This is a genomic window from Paraburkholderia sp. GAS348, assembly GCF_050434205.1.
Lineage (GTDB): Bacteria > Pseudomonadota > Gammaproteobacteria > Burkholderiales > Burkholderiaceae > Paraburkholderia.
Genome location: NZ_JBNPVT010000023.1, coordinates 84,242 through 103,903, shown reverse-complemented (window position 1 = coordinate 103,903; position 19,662 = coordinate 84,242). Strand labels below are relative to the sequence as shown.

Here is a 19,662-nt window from a genome sequence, read left to right as displayed (position 1 = left end):
ACTTGATACTTTCGCTTCCCGGCAGACTCCGAAGAACCCACCGGCGCGTCGCGCATCAAGCGCCCACACTTATCGGCTGTTAATTTTTAAAGATCACTCGCTTGGAAGCTCTGCTTTCTTCGCGTCCGTCATCAAACGGGAGGCGAATTATGAGGGTCCACCGCCACCCCCGTCAAGCACATTTGAAAAATTATTTTTTTGGGCTGCTGAGTTGAATCCAGGACTTACGCAAATTTCATCCGAACGGTGGGATTTTTGAACCGCTGGCGGAGGAAGTCATCGAGCATCCGGTGTTTGACCTGATAGACTACTGGTTGCAGGTTTTGTTCGGATCACTAATGGTGATTTTTTCATCAATAGGAATGCAAAATATATGGTTGATGCTTGAATGAAGGATGGACGGACGCTGTCAAGACAAACAGGGCAATGTGCGCACGAGGCAGATCACGACGCACTGCGTCGGAACGGGAAACGCCAGCCTGATCGCTCGATCAGCTGCTGCAGTAGTGCCGTAGATTGATCATCGTGTACACGAGCGTCTTGAACGCGTAGTGCAGATGACTGAGCCGCTCGAAACGCAGCAGCAGGCGACGGAACTTGTCTTCCCAACCGAACAATCGCTCGATGGTGTTGAAACGCTCTTTAAAAATGGCCGGATCGAACAGCGCCTTGCGCGCCGCGTTTGGGTTTTTTCTGCCGCGCCGGTTCGGGTTGATGTTAGGCACCATGCCGCGATTGAAGATGGCCTTGCGGTTGATCCGACAGTCGTAGGCACCGTCCAGGCTGACGATGGTGCCGCGCAGCGCCAGGCCAGCTTCACGGGCGATCTTCATTAACCGCGGCAAGGCATCGCCTACCTGCGCCGGCGGCAAGGTAAGGAGCCCGTCACCTATCCGAGCCCGCAGATGAAGCAGGCGCTCTCGCGCACGCTCGGCGTGCCGATCTTTCAGGAGCAGGTGATGCAGGCGCGATGCTCGCTGCCGGATTCACCGCCGGCGAGGCCGACCAGCTGCGTCGCGCGATGGCCGCATGGCGCCGCAAGGCGCGGACTCGAAGCCTACTACGACCGCATCGTGAACGGGATGCTCGAGCGCGGTTACGACTGCGAGTTTGCCGAGGCCATCTTTGCGCAGATCCAGGGCTTCGGCGAATATGGTTTTCCGGAGAGTCACGCGGCGAGCTTCGCGCTGCTGGTCTACGCAAGTGCATGGCTGAAGTGTCATGAGCCTGTCGCGTTTCTCGTCGCGATGCTAAACAGCCAGCCGATGGGATTCTATTCCCCCTCGCAGCTTGTCCAGGACGCAAGGCGCCACGGCGTAAAGGTGCTGCCCGTCGATGTCACGCTCAGTAACTGGGATTCGGCTGTCGAAGGCAAATCGACTCGCGCGCCGGTACGCCTCGTCCAGGGAGAGCGATCATGTGCTATTCGGCCCAGATCCAGGCGGACTACCGCGAGTACGTCAGGGTGTTTGGCGCACACATGAGCATCCGGGAATTCGCGCAGCTGTACTGGGAACGCGCCGAGGGCAGCAACATCAAGATTCCGCTATGCCGCGCCAACGGTGCTCCACCGTCTAACCTCACATGATGATGCGGTACCGACTCGCGGCCTCACCTTCAGGTAAGCGGGATCCGCCGGGCGTCGGGACCAACCCTTACGCAGGCCCGGTACGCCGCTCCAGTTCCGCGGTCGTGCGCTCAAGCTCCTGCACGATCATCGCCTCATCTGGCAACACCGTCTGGTATTCCGCCGCGAGAATCTTGTTCGGCAGGTTGTCCAGCGCGTAATGTGCTTCCGCTGCACCTTTTTCGGCGCAAAGGATCAGACCGACAGGTGGATTCTCCCCAGGCTTCATCCAGTGCTCGCGCGCGTAGTTCAGATAGAGATGCATCTGCCCGGCGTCCGCATAGCTGAAGCGACCGACCTTGAGATCGATGATGACCAGGCATCTCAAACGTCGATGGAAAAACGCCAGATCGACCCTGAACCACGTGTCGTCGATTCTCAGGCGGCGCTGCCGGCCGACGAAAGCAAAGTCGTCACCGAGCTCCAGCAGGAAATCCGCCAGATGTTGGATCAGCGCTTCCTCAAGGTCGGACTCCGAGTACTCGTCCTTGATGTCGAGAAACTCGAGGACGAACGGGTCGCGAATCGCCTCCTCTGGCGTGAGGAGATCACCCGGCTGGACATCGGCGGCTTTCCTGAGCAGGGCCGCCTTGTTGCGCGACAGCGCCAGCCGCTCGTAAAGCTGGCTACTGATCTGGCGGTCGAGCTGGCGCACCGACCAGCCTTCGCGCAACGCCTCTGTTTTCATAGAAAGCGCGGGCGGCCGACGTCTTCACTGAAAGCAGGCGCACATAGGCGGACCACGGCAGCGTAAAACGGGTGGCTAATGCCATGTAATCGGGCGCCGTTGCCATGGCGTCGACGACGTCTTTCGCCGGCGGAGATTTTCCAGACGGCGTCTGGACATTTCCGGGGGCTGCCGATTTTCCAGACACTGTCTGGAAAATCTCCCCCGCCGGCCAGGCGGAATAAAACGCGCGCATGCTGGCCAGATTCGCCCGGCCGAATCCGCGTCCGAAACGGCGCGTCAGGTCGTCCGCGAGCCGGGCGATCAGCGCCTGTCCGTAGCCGGCGTGCGCCTGCCCGCCCTGCTCGCTGGCGACGATCCGCCGCCCGATCTCCCAGTAGGCGGCGGTCATCACGGCATTGACGTTGCGTGCCGCCGTGCGTCGCGCCGATTCGACGACACTGACCACTTCCTTGTGCAGCCCGGCGTAGTCGCCGGGCGCGATTGCCACCTTCGTCATGACGCGTTGACGGCATCCTTGAACGCCTTGCCCGCCGTGAACTTGACCGTCTTCGCCGCGGGGATCTGGATTTCGGCGCCGGTCGCCGGATTGCGGCCGACCCGTGCGGCGCGCGCACCCGTGGAAAACGAGCCGAAGCCAATCAGCTGGACGGTGTCGCCCTTCGTCACCGCGCCGGTGATCGTAGCGATCACTGCGTCGATCATCTCGCCGGTCGCGACCTTGCTTTCATCGGTTACCGCCGCGACCGCATCCACCAGTTCCTGCTTGTTCATTGTTGATTCCTCGTTGTGGTTGCGATGTCGCCACCCTACCTGATCGGCCTGCCTTCACGCAATCACGACCAGCGGGCGGTCCGACTCTGCGGCACGCGAGAAAGCGCAGCGCAACTGGGCCATGACACAGAACAACCTAGTGTGAGCTTGCCCCCGAAACGATATTTAAACCGCCACCAACGTGAACCGTTCGGATTGAGCAACAGGAAGAGGCCGCCACCATCCGACAACTTCGTCGGCCTAGAGCCAGCCTTAGCCTTGCGAATTGCAGCGTCTGAAAGGGGCATGGGGGTAACTCCTCTTTGCGGCGTCGAGTTACCCCCTCAGAACGATAGAAGTCAACGGAACCAAGCGGCCGTTTTGAGCATGACGAATGAGCGGAACTACCTTCCCAACAAGGATTTGGTAGATTCAGACAGAACGTCTTGGAACATGCTGGAATAGCAAATGGTGGGCCGGGTCGGAGTCGAACCGACGATGTCCTTTCGGAGGCGGATTATGAGTCCGCTGCCTGCAACCAGCACGGCGTCCGGCCCAAGAAAAAGACCCGGTCATGAAGGCCGGGCCAATTCATCGATTGGCCGACATACTACACGAAAAAAGGGCCTCCGTAACCGCTTCGCCCAAGCGAAACAACCGGGAGGCCCCTTCAAACCGCTACATCATTTCCCACGACCGCCAACTTCGATCAATTCCCTTCGAGGAACGACTTCAGCTTGTCCGAACGGCTCGGGTGACGCAGCTTGCGCAGCGCCTTCGCCTCGATCTGGCGGATCCGCTCACGCGTCACATCGAACTGCTTGCCGACTTCTTCGAGCGTGTGATCGGTGCTCATCTCGATACCGAAACGCATGCGCAGCACCTTCGCTTCACGCGGCGTCAGCGAGTCGAGCACGTCCTTCACGACATCGCGCATGCTGGCGTGCAGTGCGGCGTCGGCCGGCGCGACCGTGTTGTTGTCCTCGATGAAGTCGCCCAGATGCGAGTCGTCGTCGTCACCGATCGGCGTTTCCATCGAGATCGGCTCCTTCGCGATCTTCATGATCTTGCGGATCTTGTCTTCCGGCATCTCCATCTTCTCGGCCAGCGTTGCGGGATCCGGCTCGAGACCGGTTTCCTGCAAGATCTGGCGCGAGATGCGGTTCATCTTGTTGATCGTTTCGATCATATGAACCGGAATCCGGATCGTACGCGCCTGGTCCGCGATCGAACGCGTGATGGCCTGACGGATCCACCATGTTGCATACGTGGAGAACTTGTAGCCGCGACGGTATTCGAACTTGTCCACCGCCTTCATCAGGCCGATGTTGCCTTCCTGAATCAGGTCGAGAAACTGCAGACCACGGTTCGTGTACTTCTTCGCGATCGAGATCACGAGACGCAAGTTCGCCTCGGTCATTTCGCGCTTTGCCTGACGCGCTTTCAGCTCTCCGGCCGCCATCTGGCGGTTGGTTTCCTTCAGGTCCTTCAGCGGCAAAACGACACGCGCCTGCAAATCGAGCAGACGTTGCTGCTGTTCGCGAATGGCCGGAATGTTACGCGTGAGGATCGCGCTATACGCGTGACCTTCGCCGACGATCTTGTCGGCCCATTCCAGATCCGTTTCGCTGCCCGGGAAACGTGCGATGAACTCGGCACGCGGCATGCCGCACTTGTCGACCACCGTATGCAGGATCTGACGCTCGACCTGACGCACTTCGTCTACTTGCGCGCGCAACGTGTCGCACAGACGCTCGACGGTACGCGCGGTAAAGCGGATCGTCATCAGTTCGTTCTGGATGGTTTCCTGCGCCTTCAGATACGACTTGGACTTGTAGCCTTCCTTTTCGAACGCGCGACGCATCTTGTCGAACCATTCGCTGATCATGGCGAACTTCTCGAGGGACGCACGCTTGAGCGCTTCCATCTGCGCTGCGTTGGCCGTGGCTTGCGCCGCGCCGTCGTCTTCCTCCTCCTCGTCCGCGTCTTCTTCCTCGACTTCCTCGTCTTCGCTTTCGATCGCTTCCGCTTCTTGCACCGAGAAGCCGTCCGCATCTTCCGCGTTGGCGTCGATCAGGCCGTCGACCAGTTCGTCGATGCGGATTTCCTCGTTCGCGACGCGCTCAGCCATCGCCAGAATGTCGGCGATCGTGGTCGGGCACGCGGAGATCGCCATCACCATGTGCTTGAGGCCGTCTTCGATCCGTTTGGCGATCTCGATTTCGCCTTCGCGCGTGAGCAGCTCGACCGTACCCATTTCGCGCATATACATGCGGACCGGGTCGGTGGTGCGGCCGAATTCGGAGTCGACGGTGGAGAGCGCGACTTCCGCTTCCTCCTCCACTTCGTCGTCCGACGAAGCAGCCGGTGCGTTGTCGTTCAACAGCAGCGTTTCAGCATCCGGCGCCTGCTCATACACCGCCACGCCCATGTCGTTGAACGTGCTGATGATGCCTTCGATCGCCTCGGTCTCGGTGAAGTTGTCCGGCAGGTGGTCGTTGATTTCCGCGTACGTGAGGAAGCCGCGCTCCTTGCCGAGCTTGATCAGCGCGCGCAGTTTGGAGCGGCGCTCTTCGAGTTCCTCGACGGTGCCCGGCTGCGACGACGCAAACGCGTCTTTCAGCAGCGCTTTTTCCTTTGCACGACGATCGCGAGCCTTGACCTTTTCCACTTTGCCGGGAACGGCCGCAGGGGTTTCTTCGCTTTGGGTTGCGTCGTCATCAACGGGTGTTTCGTTCAGCTTTTTCGTCATGGAGTTCGTCGTACCGGCTGTAGTCTCGACTCGCGGCTGTTGGACAACAGCCGGTTGAACCGTGGATACTGGAGTCTCGCGCTCTACCGCATCGTCCTGCGCGGCAGGCGCTTCCCTTGCGCTTCTGACATCCGGCCGCTCTGCGGCCGGTGGTGGTACAGCTTTCGCCGCCCTGTCCGGCTCCGCTCGCGCAGCGGAACTGGTCGAGGATTTCTTCCCGGCAGCAGGTGTGACGCTTGCGGCAGACGTTTTTCTGGGGGAAGAAGCTAACTTGGCCTCGGTGACCTTTCTGGTCGGCTCATTCGAACCCGTGCCTGTTGCTATTTTTCCGCCTGGTGTCTTTGCCATCGCAATCGCCTTTTCGCCTTTGCTAGGAAAACCATTGAAAAAACAAACCGCTGGAAACCTTTTATTATAGCACCCAGGTTTCTGCCATCTCGCTTACAACCCAAGCTGGCGCTTCATCTCAGCCCGCTTCTGATTCAGGTCCGTCAGCTCCGCAAACTCCTCCGGCGTGTGCCGGGATTGCCGCGAAAGCTGCTCTAGACGATCGCAGTAAGCGTCGTATCGCATCTTCAGAATCGCCGCTTTCAGTTCCTCTCCGACAATCCTTTCCTGCTCGCGCCGTTCCTCGATGACGGTCGCATCCTCCGGGTCCTTCAGCAGTAAATCCCGGACGTTTTCATCATAGTCTAGAATTTTGCGAAAGATTTCCTCGAAAGTTGGGGCATTCGCGCCGTTTCGCAATAGGTCGGACAGCAACTGGAACTCCGCCGAATCGCCCAGCGCGCGCGCATGCGTCGCCACTTCTTCGAACAGCTCGCCGTGCCGCGTGACGCTCAGAAGCGCCTGCTCGGCTTCCTCGTCGAGCACCGCCACCGTCCGCGGATACATCACCAGATTGCGCAGCGTTTTTTCTTCGATCCCGGTCACACTGCGCCGGTCCTTGCGGGCCGGCGCCAAACGGGCAGCTGCCGCGATCCGGGCGTCGACTTCGCATAAGGCGGCCACTTCGTCGAACGGCACGTCGAGCCGGTCGGCGAACATATGCATGATCTGAGCGCGCAGCGCATTGGCCGGCAGCTGCTGCAGCAGCGGTTTCGCGTCGAACAGCGCGCGAGCCCGGCCTTCCGGCTGGTCCAGTTCCTTGCCGGTCAGCACCTCGTTCAGCATGAACTGCGACAGCGGCATGGCGCGCTCGACCTGCTCGGCGAACGCCTCCGTGCCGAATTCGCGCACGTAGCTGTCCGGATCATGCTCGGACGGCAAAAACAGGAACCGGATGGTCCGGTTATCCGCCGCGTGGGGCAGGCAGGCATCCAGCGCACGGCGCGCGGCGCGGCGCCCCGCCGAATCGCCGTCGAAGCTGAAGATGACCGTATCGGTCTGGCGCATCAGTTTCTGCACATGAATCGGCGTGCAGGCCGTGCCGAGCGTGGCCACCGCGTTCTGGAATCCCAATTGGGCCAGCGCGACCACGTCCATATAGCCTTCGACCACCAACACGTAATGCTGTTCGCGGATGGCCAAACGTGCCTCGAACAGCCCGTACAGCTCGCTGCCCTTGTTAAATAAAGGCGTTTCCGGCGAATTCAAATATTTCGGTTCGCCGCCGTCCAGCACGCGCCCGCCGAAGCCGATCACCTGCCCTTTCACATTGCGTATCGGGAACATGATCCGCTCGCGAAAGCGGTCGTATCGGCGATTCTGACCTTGCGCATCGGCCTTTTCGCTGACGATCACAAGACCCGATTCGACCAGCGAATCGTCCCGATAGTTGGGGAATGCGGGCTCGAGGTTCTGCCAGCCGTCTGGTGCGTAGCCGAGGCCGAAGCGGGCGGCGATCTCGCCGGTCAGCCCGCGTTTCTTCAGATACTGGATCGCGACCGGCGCGCCGCGCAGCTGTTTGCGGTAGAAATCGCAGGCGGTCTGCATGACATCGGATAGCGCCGTGGTGACTGCCTTGGACGCAGCGGGCGAATACCCGCCGGAACCGCCACCGCCGCCATATCCCGGCGAAGGCTCGTTCGGCACGGTCAACCCGACCGATTGCGCGAGTTCGTTGACCGCCTCTGGAAACGTGGAGCCGACGTGCTCCATCAGGAAGCCAATAGCCGTACCATGTGCGCCACAGCCGAAGCAGTGATAGAACTGTTTAGTCGGACTAACCGTAAACGAGGGGCTTTTCTCGTTGTGAAACGGGCACAGCCCCATGAAGTTCGCGCCGCCCTTTTTCAACTGCACATACCGGCCGACCACGTCGACGATATCGACGCGGTTGAGCAGGTCCTGCAGGAATGACGGTGGAATCACAGTGAATGACGCTACCTAAAAGGCCCAAGGCTGCGCGCGCCGTCGAGCAACGGCGCGCGCAGACCGGAAATACGGGAATTACTTCGCGAGCGCGGCTTTGACTTGCGCCGAGACAGCGGTCATGTCGGCGCGGCCGGCCAGCTTCGGCTTGAGCACGCCCATCACCTTGCCCATGTCTTGCGGGCCGGCAGCGCCAGTTTGCGCGACCGCGGCCTGAACTTCGGCAAGGATCTCCGCTTCGGACATCTGCGCCGGCATATAGGCGGACAGGATGACCAACTCGGCCTTTTCCTTGTCGGCGAGATCCGTGCGGCCAGCGGCTTCGAACTGGCTGATCGAGTCTTTGCGCTGCTTGATCATCTTGTCGATGACGGCGGTGATCGCCGCGTCGTCAAGGGTGACGCGTTCGTCGACTTCGCGCTGCTTGACGGCGGCGAGCAGCAAGCGGATCGTGCCGAGACGCTCAGTCTCACGCGCCCGCATGGCAGCTTTCATATCGTCGTTGATCTGGTCCTTGAGACTCATCACTCACCTGAATGCGTTGAAATTTAAAAACCGGCCGGCTAACCGCACCCATACCCTGCATCAACACGCCGTATCCAACACAAACGCCCGCTTGGGACTGCTTCCTCAAGCGGGTTGGCGCGATTTTGCGTAGTGGATGCGACCCTGCCGGCTGGCCCGAAGGGCCGTGTTTTCCGTGACGGCACCTGCTTGTGCCCTCACCAGTTGGATGTCGCCGCTCCGTTCGACGGGAACCGCGGCAACGCCAGAATCAGTAGAACTTCTTTGGCAGCATCTGGCCACGCAGACGCTTGAAATGACGCTTAACCGCAGCCGCCTTCTTGCGCTTGCGCTCAGCCGTAGGCTTTTCGTAAAACTCGCGGGCGCGAAGTTCCGTCAGCAACCCGTTTTTCTCCATCGTGCGCTTGAAGCGGCGCATGGCAACTTCAAGCGGCTCGTGGTCTTTTACGCGGATGGTCGTCATTTTTCAATAACGGAACTTTGTAAAGGTTCAGGAGTATAGCAGAGCTTTCTCACAAAGCTAATGCGCCGTCAAGCCCCCTAAAACGTACTCCGCGGCCGCCTGGCCGGCCGCCACGCCGGAGGCCCACGCCCATTGAAAGTTGTAGCCGCCGAGCCAGCCGGTCACGTCGACCGCCTCGCCGATGAAGTACAAACCCGGCGTGCGGGCGCTCATCATCGTCGCCGACGACAGGTCGCGCGTGTCGATACCCCCGCGCGTAACTTCGGCCTTGCGGTAGCCTTCGGTGCCGTTGGGGGTGAGCGTCCAGCGCGACAACGCCTCGCCGACGCGGCGCAGCGTCTTGTCCGGCAGATCGGCCACACGCGCTTCGGCGGGAATCTGATGGGTTTCCAGCCAGACGTGGGCGAGCCGTTGCGGCACCCATTCCGAGAGCAGATTGGCGATCTGGCGCTTCGTGCCGGTTTTGGCTTCCAGCAATGCGGTGGTGGCGTCCTGCTCGGGCAGCAGATTGATATGAATCGGCTCGCCGGGCTGCCAGTAGCTCGAAATCTGCAGAACCCCCGGGCCCGACAGGCCGCGGTGGGTGAGCAGCAGGTCTTCGTTGAACTCGGCGCCGGCCTTTTTGTTGCCGGTTGCCAGTTGCACTTCGAGCGACACGCCGGAGAGCGCCGAGAACGGCTCCCAGTCGGCCGGGGCAAAGGTCAGCGGGACCAGCGCGGGGCGCGTGTCGATCAGCTTATGGCCGAATTGCTTGGCGAGGCGGTAGGCGAAATCGGTGGCGCCAATCTTGGGAATCGACAGGCCGCCGGTCGCCACCACGAGCGCGCGGGCAGTAATCGGGCCCGAGTGGGTATCCAGCGTGAACCGCCCGGCGGCGTCATTCCGCACCTGCTCGACCGCGAGCGGCGTGCGCCACGCAATGCGGCCCGTGTCGCATTCGTTCTTCAGTACATTGATGACCGCGTCGCTCGACTGATCGCAAAACAACTGCCCCTTGTGCTTCTCGTGCCACGTCACGTGATGGCGCTTAAGCAAGGCCATGAAGTCGCGCGGCGTATAGCGCGCCAGCGCCGAGCGGCAAAAATGGGGGTTGGCCGACAGGTAATTGGCCGGTCCGGCGTACAGATTCGTGAAGTTGCACCGGCCGCCGCCGGAAATGCGGATTTTCTCCGCGAGACGTTGCGAGTGGTCGATCAGCACCACGCGACGGCCGAGTTGCCCGGCCACGGCCGCGCACATCATGCCGGCCGCGCCTGCGCCGATCACTGCGATATCGAAGGATTCCATGGGGCCGCATTGTACCCGCGCGTCGGCGGCCCTCTGCCCGCGCTGCTATACTTTAAAGCTTGCCTTTTCACTTTTGGACGCCGGAGTGGCTTCACTCCCGTACCGTACCCGCTCAAACCCACCCGACCCACCCATCATGCTCGTTCTCGGCATCGAAAGCTCCTGCGACGAAACCGGTCTCGCGCTCTACGACACAGAGCGCGGCCTGCTCGCGCACGCGCTGCATTCGCAAATTGCGATGCATCGGGAGTACGGCGGCGTGGTGCCGGAGTTGGCGTCGCGCGACCATATCCGGCGCGCGCTGCCGCTGCTCGAAGAGGTGATGGAACGCGCCGGCGCGGTACGCGGCGATATCGACGCAATCGCCTATACGCAGGGCCCGGGCCTCGCGGGCGCGCTGCTGGTCGGCGCGAGCGTCGCCAATTCGCTGGCCATGGCGTGGGACAAGCCGACCATCGGTATCCACCATCTCGAAGGGCACTTGCTGTCGCCGCTGCTGGTGGACGAACCGCCGCCGTTTCCGTTTGTCGCGCTGCTGGTGTCGGGCGGCCATACGCAGTTGATGCGTGTAACGGACGTGGGCGTCTACGAGACGCTCGGTGAAACGCTGGACGACGCCGCCGGCGAAGCCTTCGACAAAACCGCCAAACTGCTGGGCCTCGGCTATCCGGGCGGCCCGGAAGTGTCGCGGATGGCTGAGTTCGGCACGCCCGGCGCGGTGGTCCTGCCGCGCCCAATGCTGCATTCCGGCGACCTCGATTTCAGCTTCAGCGGGCTTAAGACCGCTGTCCTCACGCACGCGAAGAAGCTCGGCGGCGCGAATATCTGCGAGCAGGCGAAAGCCGATCTGGCACGCGGTTTCGTCGACGCGGCCGTGGAAGTGCTGGCGGCGAAATCGCTGGCCGCGCTCAAACGAACCAAACTCAATCGCCTGGTAGTCGCGGGCGGTGTGGGCGCAAACCGGCAACTGCGCGAAGCCCTTTCCGCCGCGGCGAAGAAGCGCAATTTTTTCGTGCACTACCCGGACCTGTCGCTGTGTACGGACAACGGCGCAATGATCGCGTTGGCGGGTGCGTTGAGGCTGCAACGCTGGCCCGATCAATCGGGCAAAGACTACGCGTTCACGGTGAAGCCGCGCTGGGATCTGACGTCCCTCGCGCGCTGAGCCCGCGACACCTGGCGCACGCCTCGCGACACAATGGCAACCCCATAGAAAAAGCCGCTTCGTGAAAGCGGCTTTTTCCATTTGCGGCAAGCAAGAGGAGGCTAAAGCGTGATCACGCCACCCGCTTGTCCCGCTCGATCACGGCATAAGCGCTGTGATTGTGAATCGATTCGAAGTTCTCTGCTTCGAGCACATAAGCGACGATGCGCTCGTCCGCATTCAGACGCTGCGCGACATCGCGCACCAGGTCTTCGACGAACTTCGGATTTTCATAGGCACGTTCGGTGACGAACTTTTCGTCCGGACGCTTGAGCAAGCCCCACAGTTCGCACGAAGCTTCTTCTTCAGCGATACGAACCAACTCTTCCACCGCCACGTCGCCCGCCAGCTCGGCGTTGATCGTGACGTGCGAGCGCTGGTTGTGCGCGCCGTACTGCGAAATCTTCTTCGAGCACGGGCACAGGCTCGTGACCGGCACCAGCACCTTCAGGAACAGACGCGTCGCGCCATTGCGGGTCTCGCCCGTCAATGTCACTTCGTAGTCGAGCAGACTTTGCACGCCCGACACCGGCGCGGTCTTATTCACGAAGTATGGGAACGACACTTCGATGCGGCCCGCCTCGGCCTCCAGCTTTTCGAGCATCGCGGCGAGCATGGTGCGGAAAGTCGCGGCCTCGAGCGGCGCCTTATTCTCTTCAAGCAGCGCGACAAAGCGCGACATGTGAGTGCCCTTCTGATCGGCCGGCAGATGCACGTCGAGATTCCACGTGCCGACGGTCGGCTGCACTTCGCCGCCTTGCGTGCGCACCGTCAACGGATGACGCAAGGCCTTGACGCCGACTCGTTGAATCGGAATCTGACGCGTATCGGGCGTGCTCTGCACGTCGGGCATCACAAAGGCGGGGTTCATCTGGTTCATATTCTTGTCCTTTCAAGAAACGCCGGGCCGTCCCAAGCGGGCCGTCCCAAGCGGGCTGCCCCAAGTTTTCCGCGCCGCAGGCAGTCCCCCGCCCCGCAGAAAGTCCCTTTGAGGGATTGGGGGATTGCCCCATCGGAGGTTGCCGCGAAGCGACAGACTTGGGGGCTCCCAGCGACCGTGCGGATCAGGGCGCGCAACGGCGAACGCCGGCCCCTGCCGGGGTCGGATGATGGACCCGAAGGTCCATCGACTCAAGTTGGAGACTGCTATGGCCGCGGCGCAGCGCACGGCAGAGCAGCTTAACGGCGCTGCCAATCGACGCCGTTACGTGACGCAACCAAGCGACGCGGTTAAGCGACGCGCTTCACCGAGGATTGACCGCCGACCGCGCCGCTGGAAAGAAAGCGCTCGCGAATCGACTTGGCGATGCCCGCAGCGTCGAGACCGCACGCGGCGAGCAACTTGGCCGGATCCCCATGATCGATGAAGCGATCCGGGAGGCCCAATTGCAGTACAGGCCGCATAACCCCAGTCTCAAGCAGGGCTTCGACGCAAGCCGAACCCGCGCCGCCCATCACGCAGCCTTCTTCGACCGTGACGATGGCGTCGTGCGTTTCGGCCAGTTGGCGGACCAGCTCGGCGTCCAGCGGCTTCACGAAGCGCATGTTCGCCACCGTGGCGTCCAGTTGCTCAGCGGCGGCCAGCGACGGCGCAACCATCGTGCCGAATGCCAGAATCGCAATCCGCTTGCCGGCCGGTTGCGACGTTTCGCGACGGACCTCGCCCTTGCCAAGCGGCAGCGCCGTCATTTGCTTGACGGTTGCCACGCCCGTGCCGGCGCCGCGCGGATAGCGCACCGCCGTCGGGTTCGGCTGCTGCAACGCGGTGTACAGCATCTGACGGCATTCGTTTTCGTCCGACGCCGCCATCACCGTCATGTTCGGGATGCAGCGCAGGAACGCCAGATCGTAGGCCCCCGCGTGCGTGGCGCCGTCCGCGCCGACCAGACCCGCACGGTCGATGGCGAACACCACCGGCAGGTTTTGCAGCGCGACATCGTGGATCAGCTGGTCGTACGCACGTTGCAGGAAGGTCGAGTAGATTGCGACCACCGGCTTCATGCCGTCCGCAGCCAGACCGCCGGCGAATGTCACCGCGTGCTGCTCGGCGATACCGACGTCGAAATAGCGATCCGGGAAACGCTTCTCGAACTCGACCATGCCCGAGCCTTCACGCATGGCCGGCGTGATGCCGATCACGCGCGCATCCAGCTCGGCCGCGTCGCACAGCCATTCGCCGAACACCTGCGTGTAGGTTTTCTTCGACGGCGTGGCGGCCGGCTTGATGCCTTCGGCCGGGTTGAACTTGCCCGGGCCGTGGTACAGCACCGGATCGGCTTCGGCCAGCTTGTAGCCCTGGCCCTTCTTCGTCACGACGTGCAGGAATTGCGGGCCACGCAGTTCCTTGATGTTCTGCAACGTAGGAATCAGCGAATCGAGGTCGTGACCGTCGATCGGGCCGATGTAGTTGAAACCGAACTCTTCAAAGAGCGTGGCCGGCACGATCATGCCCTTCGCGTGCTCTTCGAGCTTGCGGGCGAGATCGAGCATAGGCGGCGCGACGCGCAGCACACGTTCGACGCCCGCACGCGCGGCGGCGTAGAAACGGCCCGACATCAGGCGCGCCAGATGGCGATTCAGCGCGCCGACCGGCGGCGAAATCGACATGTCGTTATCGTTGAGGATGACCAGCAGCGGCACGTCGTCTTCGACGCCGGCGTTATTCATCGCCTCGAAGGCCATGCCGGCCGTCATCGCGCCGTCGCCGATCACGGCGATGCCCATGCGGTTCTCGCCCTGCAGCTTGCTGGCAACGGCCATGCCGAGCGCGGCCGAGATCGAGGTGCTCGAGTGCGCGGTGCCGAAGGTGTCGTATTTCGACTCGTCGCGCTTCGGAAAGCCCGAAATGCCGCCGAGCTGACGCAGCGTGTGCATCTGGTCGCGGCGGCCCGTCAGGATCTTATGCGGATAGGTTTGATGGCCGACGTCCCATACGATCCGGTCACGTGGCGTGTCGAACACATAGTGCAGAGCAATGGTCAACTCGACCGTGCCGAGATTGGACGAAAGATGGCCGCCTGTCTGCGATACGCTGTCGAGCACGAAGGCACGCAACTCGTCGGCAAGCGGTTGCAATTGGCGGCGATCGAGGCGGCGCAAGGCTGCCGGGTCGTCGATAGTTTTCAGCAAGTCGTACATCGTCGTTCCATTGTAGGAAAACTTACGCGCCCGCACTTCATACATGCACCTCATAGCGAAGGTGCACGGCGGCGGGCTTTCGCGTTCAGCTAACCCGGTTCACCACCAGGTCGGCCAATTCGGCAAGACGCTGCGCGCGCGCGCCAAACGGCGCAATCGCAGCGTGGGCGTCGCTGCGCAGTTGCGCTGCGAGCGCACGCGACGCCTCTAGCCCAATAATCGACACGTAGGTCGGCTTGCCGTCCTTCGCGTCTTTACCTGCTGTTTTGCCAAGCGTCGCTGAATCGGTCGTGACGTCGAGAATATCGTCGACAACCTGAAACGCGAGGCCGACAGCGGCCGCATACGCGTCGAGCGAACGCATGGCGTCCGCGTTCGGCGTTTCGCCCGCCAGCGCGCCCATGCGCACCGCGGCACGCAGCAAGGCGCCGGTTTTCATCCGGTGCATGGTTTCCAGTTGCGGGCGCGTCAGCGTATGGCCGACGCTCGCCAGGTCGATGGCCTGGCCGCCGCACATGCCGATCGAGCCGCTCGCCAAGGCCAGTTCCCGCACGAGCGATGCCTGCTGCGCCGGCGCCAGCACGTCCGACGTCAGCGCGACGAATGCCTGCGCTTGCAGCGCGTCGCCGACCAGCAGCGCGGTGGCCTCGTCATATTTGACGTGTACCGTGGGCTTGCCGCGGCGCAGCGCGTCGTCGTCCATGCAGGGCATGTCGTCGTGCACGAGCGAGTACACGTGGATCATTTCCAGCGCCGCCGCTGCCGCATCCAGGCACTCGGCGCGCACACCGGTCAGCTCGCCGGCCGCGTGGCAAAGCAGCGGGCGCACCCGCTTGCCGCCGCCCAGCACCGCATAGCGCATGGCTTCATGCAGTTTGCCCGGCTCGGTCGCTTCCGTGGGCAGGTAGTGTTCTAGTGCCGATTCGACGCGTTCGAGTACCGAGCGTGTCCATTGTTCGAATGTCATAGGTCGTCCCCGCTTTCAGTAGCGGCTGTGCCTGCGGTATTCATGGGCAGTGGCTTGAGCGTCTCGCCATCGAGCACGCGCACCTGCTGCTCGACCTTCTCGAGCTGCTGCTGGCAAAACGCCACGAGAGCCGCACCGCGCCGGTAGGCGGTGAGCGACTCCTCGAGGCTGAGATTGCCGCTTTCCATGCGCGCAACCAGCCCTTCCAGCTCGGCCTGGGCCGCCTCATAGTTCTCGGGCAGCGGCATGGTATCGACGCCTTCAGCAGGCGCGGCAGCAGTATCTTTCGACGCGGTCTTCGCCATGAATAGTCGCAAAATTAAAACAAGTCGGACATTCTACGGCAAAAGCGACATTTCCGATCCCATCGCCAGCCCACGCCCCGCCTTTGCCATCCGTGTCCGACCCTCAGTCTCGCAGAAAAAAAACGATTGGTCCGTGGCGAAAACCTTGAACTTGCTTGACATTTTTGACCTAAATCAGTCACTTAAGCGCCCCAAGGCGGGGGAAACGGGTATAATCTCGGGTTCCCTAAATCGAATCTTCGATGGTTGGGTTGTTCACTGCTTTCACGTCTTCACGGGAGTGGGAATGTCCAATCTGAGCAATGCATTGCAGTTGCGGTCTGTCCACAGCCAGCTGCCAGTCACGGCTTACTTTGACGAAGCGCTTTTAACGCGCGAAATCGACACCCTTTTCAAGAAAGGTCCTCGCTACATCGGCCACGATCTCATGGTGCCCGAAGCGGGGAATTATTTTGCTTTGCCCAGCGAGAGCGAAGGGCGCGTGCTCGTCCGTAACCAGCAGTCGCAAGTCGAACTGCTGTCGAACGTGTGCCGCCACCGGCAAGCCATCATGCTCAACGGCCGCGGCCAGACGGAGAATATCGTCTGCCCCCTGCATCGCTGGACGTACGACCTGAACGGCCAGCTCCTCGGTGCACCTCATTTTGCGGATAACCCCTGCCTGAATCTCGGCGCCACGCCGCTGCAGAACTGGCAAGGCCTGCTGTTCGAAGCGCAGGGGCGCGACGTCGCGCGGGATCTGGCGCGCCTCGGCACCAAGCAACACTTCGATTTTTCGGGCTTCATGTTCGATCACGTCGAAGTGCACGAGTGCAATTACAACTGGAAGACCTTTATTGAGGTCTATCTGGAGGACTACCACGTCGCGCCATTCCATCCGGGCCTCGGCAGCTTCGTCAATTGCGACGACCTGACGTGGGAATTCGGCGAGTGGTACAGCGTGCAGACGGTCGGCGTCCACAAGGATCTGGAGCAGCCGGGCAGCCCGACGTACCGTAAATGGCACGACGAGGTGCTGCGCTTCCGCGAAGGCAATCCGCCCGATTTCGGCGCGATCTGGATGGTGTACTACCCCGGCATCATGATCGAGTGGTATCCGCACGTGCTGGTGGTGTCGTGGTTGATTCCGCGCGGTCCGCAGAAGACCACCAATGTGGTGGAGTTCTATTATCCTGAGGAAATCGCGCTGTTCGAACGGGAGTTCGTCGAAGCCGAGCGCGCCGCCTATATGGAAACGGCCCGCGAAGACGACGAGATCGCCGAGCGCATGGACGCAGGCCGCCGCGCGCTGATGGAACGCGGCGAATCGCAGGTCGGCCCGTATCAGAGCCCCATGGAAGACGGCATGCAGCACTTCCACGAGTTCTTGCGGCGCGAACTCGGCGCGATCTGATTCGCCCGCGGCCCGCTTTGATCGGCGTTTGAGCCGATCCTTGAGTGAGCCGCATCAAGGCATGGAAAGACGGGCTTCGGCTCGTCTTTTTTTGTTTAGACTATCAGTATCGTTCGGCCATTCGCTAACAGCGCCAAGCCGCCGGGCAAGCGCCGCAATCGCCCGCTTCGCAACCATCTTGCATGGGACCGGACCAAGCGCTAAAGCGCTAACTCCGGTCGACCGCTTTGCATGGGACCGGACCAAGCGCTAAAGCGCTAACTCCGGTCGACACAGGAGACGTCATGCCGCACACTCACTACACCACACTCATCTCCGCGACCAACCTTGCGGAACGGCTAGCCGCCGCGCCGGGCAGCGTGTTCGTCATCGATTGCCGTTTCGATCTGGCGGACACCGAGGCGGGCGAGAAAGCCTATCTGGCCGGGCATTTGCCAGGTGCGCACTATCTAAACCTCGATCGCGATCTGTCAGGACCGAAGAACGGCCACAATGGCCGCCATCCGCTGCCAGATCGCGCGCGGCTGGTGGAGACGCTGGAGTCGCGCGGGCTCAAACAGGGTCAGCAGGTGGTCGCGTATGACGCGCAGGGTGGTATGTACGCCGCGCGCGCATGGTGGCTGCTGCGCTGGCTGGGCCACGATGCGGTCGCGCTGCTCGACGGCGGGCTGCAAGCCTGGCAGGCCGCCGGTCATCCGCTGACGCAGGACGCGCCAGCGCAGAATACCGGTGACTTCAAAGCCGGCGCGCCACTCTCCGTCACAGTGGACGTGCAGACCGTCGAGCGCAATCTCGGCACGAAAGAACGCGTCGTGGTCGACGCGCGCGCGAACGATCGCTATCGCGGTGAAAACGAAACCCTAGATCGCGTCGGCGGCCATATTCCTGGCGCGCTCAACCGGTTCTTCAAGGACAACCTCACCGCCGACGGCCGCTACAAGCCGGCACACACGCTGCGTGAGGAATTCCATGCGTTGCTGGCCGACACGCCGCCGGAACATGTCGTGTTGCAATGCGGCTCAGGCGTGACGGCGTGCGTGAACGCGCTCGCGATGGAGATCGCCGGCATGCATGGCGCGGCACTGTATGCCGGATCGTGGAGCGAATGGAGTTCTGATCCGAAGCGGCCGGTTGCAACGGGCCCGAATCCTTAAGCGACCCATCAAGCGGGACGATTGGCAAAAGGCCGCGGCCGCTGGAAAGCGGCTGTGGCCTTTTGCATTCCTTCAGCCGAGCGCATCGGCACGCCGTTATGGCACGTCAAACGAAGGTATCGAACGCGCGCTGGACCAAGCAAGCGCGCGCCCTCACGCGACCCCATGCTGCTTGAACCACACCAGCACACGTCGCCAGCCATCCTCGGCATCAGCCTTCTTGTAACTCGGCCGGTAATCCGCGAAAAACGCGTGGCCCGCGTCGTCGTATACGACGAATTGCGAGCCACGGCCCACCTGCGGACCCTGGGCGATGGCCTGCTTCATCTGCGCAAGTGTGGCTTGTGGGATGCTTTGATCCTGCAGCCCGTATAGCCCCAACACCGGTGCGTGCAGATCGCCGACACGATCGAGCGGGTTCGCGGGCGTGGTCGCGCTGTGATCTCCGCCCACGCGCCCGTACCACGCTACCGCAGCCTTGAGCCGCGGATTGTGCTCCGCATACAGCCACGCGATACGTCCTCCCCAGCAAAAACCGTTCACGCCGAGCCGGTTAAGATCGCCGCCGTGCTCGCCCGCCCATGCGACGGTAGCGTCGAGGTCGTCCAGCGCCTGCTCGTCCGGCACCTTGCTGAGAATCTGATCGTCGATCTGCTGGATGGTCGGCAGCACCAACGGATCGCCCTCGCGGACGAACAGATCCGGCGCGATCGCCAGATAACCTAGCTTGGCAAAGCGCCGGCACACATCGGCAATATGCTCATGCACGCCGAACGCCTCATGGATCACGATGATCACCGGCAAATGCGTCTTGCCCTTCGGCTGTGCGCGATAGGCCGGCACGAGCGTGTCGCCGGAGCGCACGCCAATCTCGCCGGCTTCAAGACCGTCGCTATCGGTATGGATGGTTTGCGCCGACACCGGCAGCACGGCCGCGGCGAAACCGGTGCCGAGCGCGGCCTTGATGAAGGTACGGCGATTGAAGGGAACGTGCGGGACCAGGCTGTCGATGTCGGGTTTCAGCATGCGGCGCTCCTCGGGTGAAGGTTGGAGGCAACAGGATACGCTTCACCCGCATCCTGTTGCAGATGCA

16 protein-coding genes, 1 tRNA gene and 3 pseudogenes are annotated in these 19,662 nt (G+C 62.0%); 5 read left to right on the top strand and 15 right to left on the bottom strand.

Annotated features, from left to right (window positions below; genetic code table 11):
- Positions 1 to 259: hypothetical protein (locus P3T22_RS27825; protein WP_429326692.1), on the top strand; the 259-nt coding region annotated here is incomplete at its 5' end.
- A 232-nt stretch (positions 260 to 491) separates the two neighbouring features.
- Here the strand turns inward: P3T22_RS27825 and P3T22_RS27820 are convergent.
- Positions 492 to 833, bottom strand: coding sequence for a transposase (locus P3T22_RS27820; RefSeq protein WP_082855241.1), 342 nt, complete (start codon positions 831 to 833; stop codon positions 492 to 494).
- Between the two features lie 21 nt (positions 834 to 854).
- On the opposite strand from P3T22_RS27820, the pseudogene P3T22_RS27815 reads away from it, so the two are divergent.
- Positions 855 to 1,400: pseudogene (locus tag P3T22_RS27815) on the top strand (error-prone DNA polymerase); the annotation flags it as partial.
- A gap of 255 nt (positions 1,401 to 1,655) precedes the next feature.
- Here the strand turns inward: P3T22_RS27815 and P3T22_RS27810 are convergent.
- From P3T22_RS27810 to P3T22_RS27770, 9 genes and pseudogenes are all read right to left on the bottom strand, one after another.
- A pseudogene (locus P3T22_RS27810) lies at positions 1,656 to 2,814 on the bottom strand (PDDEXK nuclease domain-containing protein).
- Positions 2,811 to 3,092 (bottom strand): annotated as a pseudogene (locus P3T22_RS27805) (HU family DNA-binding protein); the annotation flags it as partial. The pseudogenes P3T22_RS27805 and P3T22_RS27810, both read right to left, overlap by 4 nt.
- Positions 3,093 to 3,151: 59 nt before the next feature.
- Positions 3,152 to 3,376, bottom strand: a complete 225-nt coding sequence (locus tag P3T22_RS27800) for an Arm DNA-binding domain-containing protein (RefSeq protein WP_082855240.1) — start codon at positions 3,374 to 3,376, stop codon at positions 3,152 to 3,154.
- A gap of 161 nt (positions 3,377 to 3,537) precedes the next feature.
- Positions 3,538 to 3,625, bottom strand: a tRNA-Ile gene (locus P3T22_RS27795).
- A 152-nt stretch (positions 3,626 to 3,777) separates the two neighbouring features.
- Positions 3,778 to 6,168: an RNA polymerase sigma factor RpoD gene (gene rpoD / locus P3T22_RS27790; protein ID WP_429326691.1), complete on the bottom strand. Its 2,391-nt coding sequence runs from the start codon at positions 6,166 to 6,168 to the stop codon at positions 3,778 to 3,780.
- 93 nt (positions 6,169 to 6,261) lie between these two features.
- Positions 6,262 to 8,133, bottom strand: a complete 1,872-nt coding sequence (gene dnaG / locus P3T22_RS27785; RefSeq protein WP_063498476.1) for a DNA primase — start codon at positions 8,131 to 8,133, stop codon at positions 6,262 to 6,264.
- Positions 8,134 to 8,211: 78 nt separating this feature from the next.
- Positions 8,212 to 8,658, bottom strand: coding sequence for a GatB/YqeY domain-containing protein (locus P3T22_RS27780; protein ID WP_063498475.1), 447 nt, complete (start codon positions 8,656 to 8,658; stop codon positions 8,212 to 8,214).
- Positions 8,659 to 8,908: 250 nt separating this feature from the next.
- Complete coding sequence (gene rpsU, locus P3T22_RS27775; protein ID WP_429326690.1) at positions 8,909 to 9,121, bottom strand: 30S ribosomal protein S21; 213 nt, start codon at positions 9,119 to 9,121, stop codon at positions 8,909 to 8,911.
- Between the two features lie 57 nt (positions 9,122 to 9,178).
- On the bottom strand, positions 9,179 to 10,408 hold the full coding sequence (locus P3T22_RS27770) for an NAD(P)/FAD-dependent oxidoreductase (RefSeq protein WP_429326689.1): 1,230 nt from the start codon (positions 10,406 to 10,408) through the stop codon (positions 9,179 to 9,181).
- 136 nt (positions 10,409 to 10,544) lie between these two features.
- Between P3T22_RS27770 and tsaD the strand changes: the two genes are divergently transcribed.
- Positions 10,545 to 11,573, top strand: a complete 1,029-nt coding sequence (tsaD, locus tag P3T22_RS27765; RefSeq protein ID WP_063498472.1) for a tRNA (adenosine(37)-N6)-threonylcarbamoyltransferase complex transferase subunit TsaD — start codon at positions 10,545 to 10,547, stop codon at positions 11,571 to 11,573.
- Between the two features lie 112 nt (positions 11,574 to 11,685).
- On the opposite strand, the gene folE2 is transcribed toward tsaD, so the two are convergent.
- From folE2 to P3T22_RS27745, 4 genes are all read right to left on the bottom strand, one after another.
- Positions 11,686 to 12,492 carry a GTP cyclohydrolase FolE2 gene (gene folE2, locus P3T22_RS27760; RefSeq protein ID WP_429326688.1) on the bottom strand — a complete coding sequence of 269 codons (807 nt, stop codon included), beginning with the start codon at positions 12,490 to 12,492 and terminating at the stop codon, positions 11,686 to 11,688.
- Positions 12,493 to 12,842: 350 nt separating this feature from the next.
- Positions 12,843 to 14,750 (bottom strand): 1-deoxy-D-xylulose-5-phosphate synthase, encoded by a 1,908-nt coding sequence (dxs, locus tag P3T22_RS27755; RefSeq protein ID WP_063498470.1) that lies wholly within the window; start codon positions 14,748 to 14,750, stop codon positions 12,843 to 12,845.
- Between the two features lie 85 nt (positions 14,751 to 14,835).
- The gene (locus tag P3T22_RS27750; RefSeq protein ID WP_429326687.1) at positions 14,836 to 15,717 is read right to left on the bottom strand and encodes a polyprenyl synthetase family protein; all 882 of its coding nucleotides are present in this window, start codon (positions 15,715 to 15,717) and stop codon (positions 14,836 to 14,838) included.
- Positions 15,714 to 16,022 (bottom strand): exodeoxyribonuclease VII small subunit, encoded by a 309-nt coding sequence (locus tag P3T22_RS27745; RefSeq protein WP_063498468.1) that lies wholly within the window; start codon positions 16,020 to 16,022, stop codon positions 15,714 to 15,716. Before P3T22_RS27745 ends, P3T22_RS27750 begins: the two co-directional genes overlap by 4 nt.
- A gap of 286 nt (positions 16,023 to 16,308) precedes the next feature.
- On the opposite strand from P3T22_RS27745, the gene P3T22_RS27740 reads away from it, so the two are divergent.
- Together P3T22_RS27740 and P3T22_RS27735 are read left to right on the top strand one after the other, a co-directional pair.
- A complete protein-coding gene (locus tag P3T22_RS27740; RefSeq protein ID WP_063498467.1) occupies positions 16,309 to 17,415 on the top strand; it encodes an aromatic ring-hydroxylating oxygenase subunit alpha in 1,107 nt (368 codons plus the stop codon).
- A gap of 284 nt (positions 17,416 to 17,699) precedes the next feature.
- Positions 17,700 to 18,569 (top strand): sulfurtransferase, encoded by an 870-nt coding sequence (locus P3T22_RS27735; RefSeq protein WP_063498466.1) that lies wholly within the window; start codon positions 17,700 to 17,702, stop codon positions 18,567 to 18,569.
- A 153-nt stretch (positions 18,570 to 18,722) separates the two neighbouring features.
- Here P3T22_RS27735 and P3T22_RS27730 read toward each other — a convergent pair whose 3' ends face one another.
- Positions 18,723 to 19,595: a dienelactone hydrolase family protein gene (locus P3T22_RS27730; RefSeq protein ID WP_063498465.1), complete on the bottom strand. Its 873-nt coding sequence runs from the start codon at positions 19,593 to 19,595 to the stop codon at positions 18,723 to 18,725.
- Between the last annotated feature and the right edge of the window lie 67 nt (positions 19,596 to 19,662).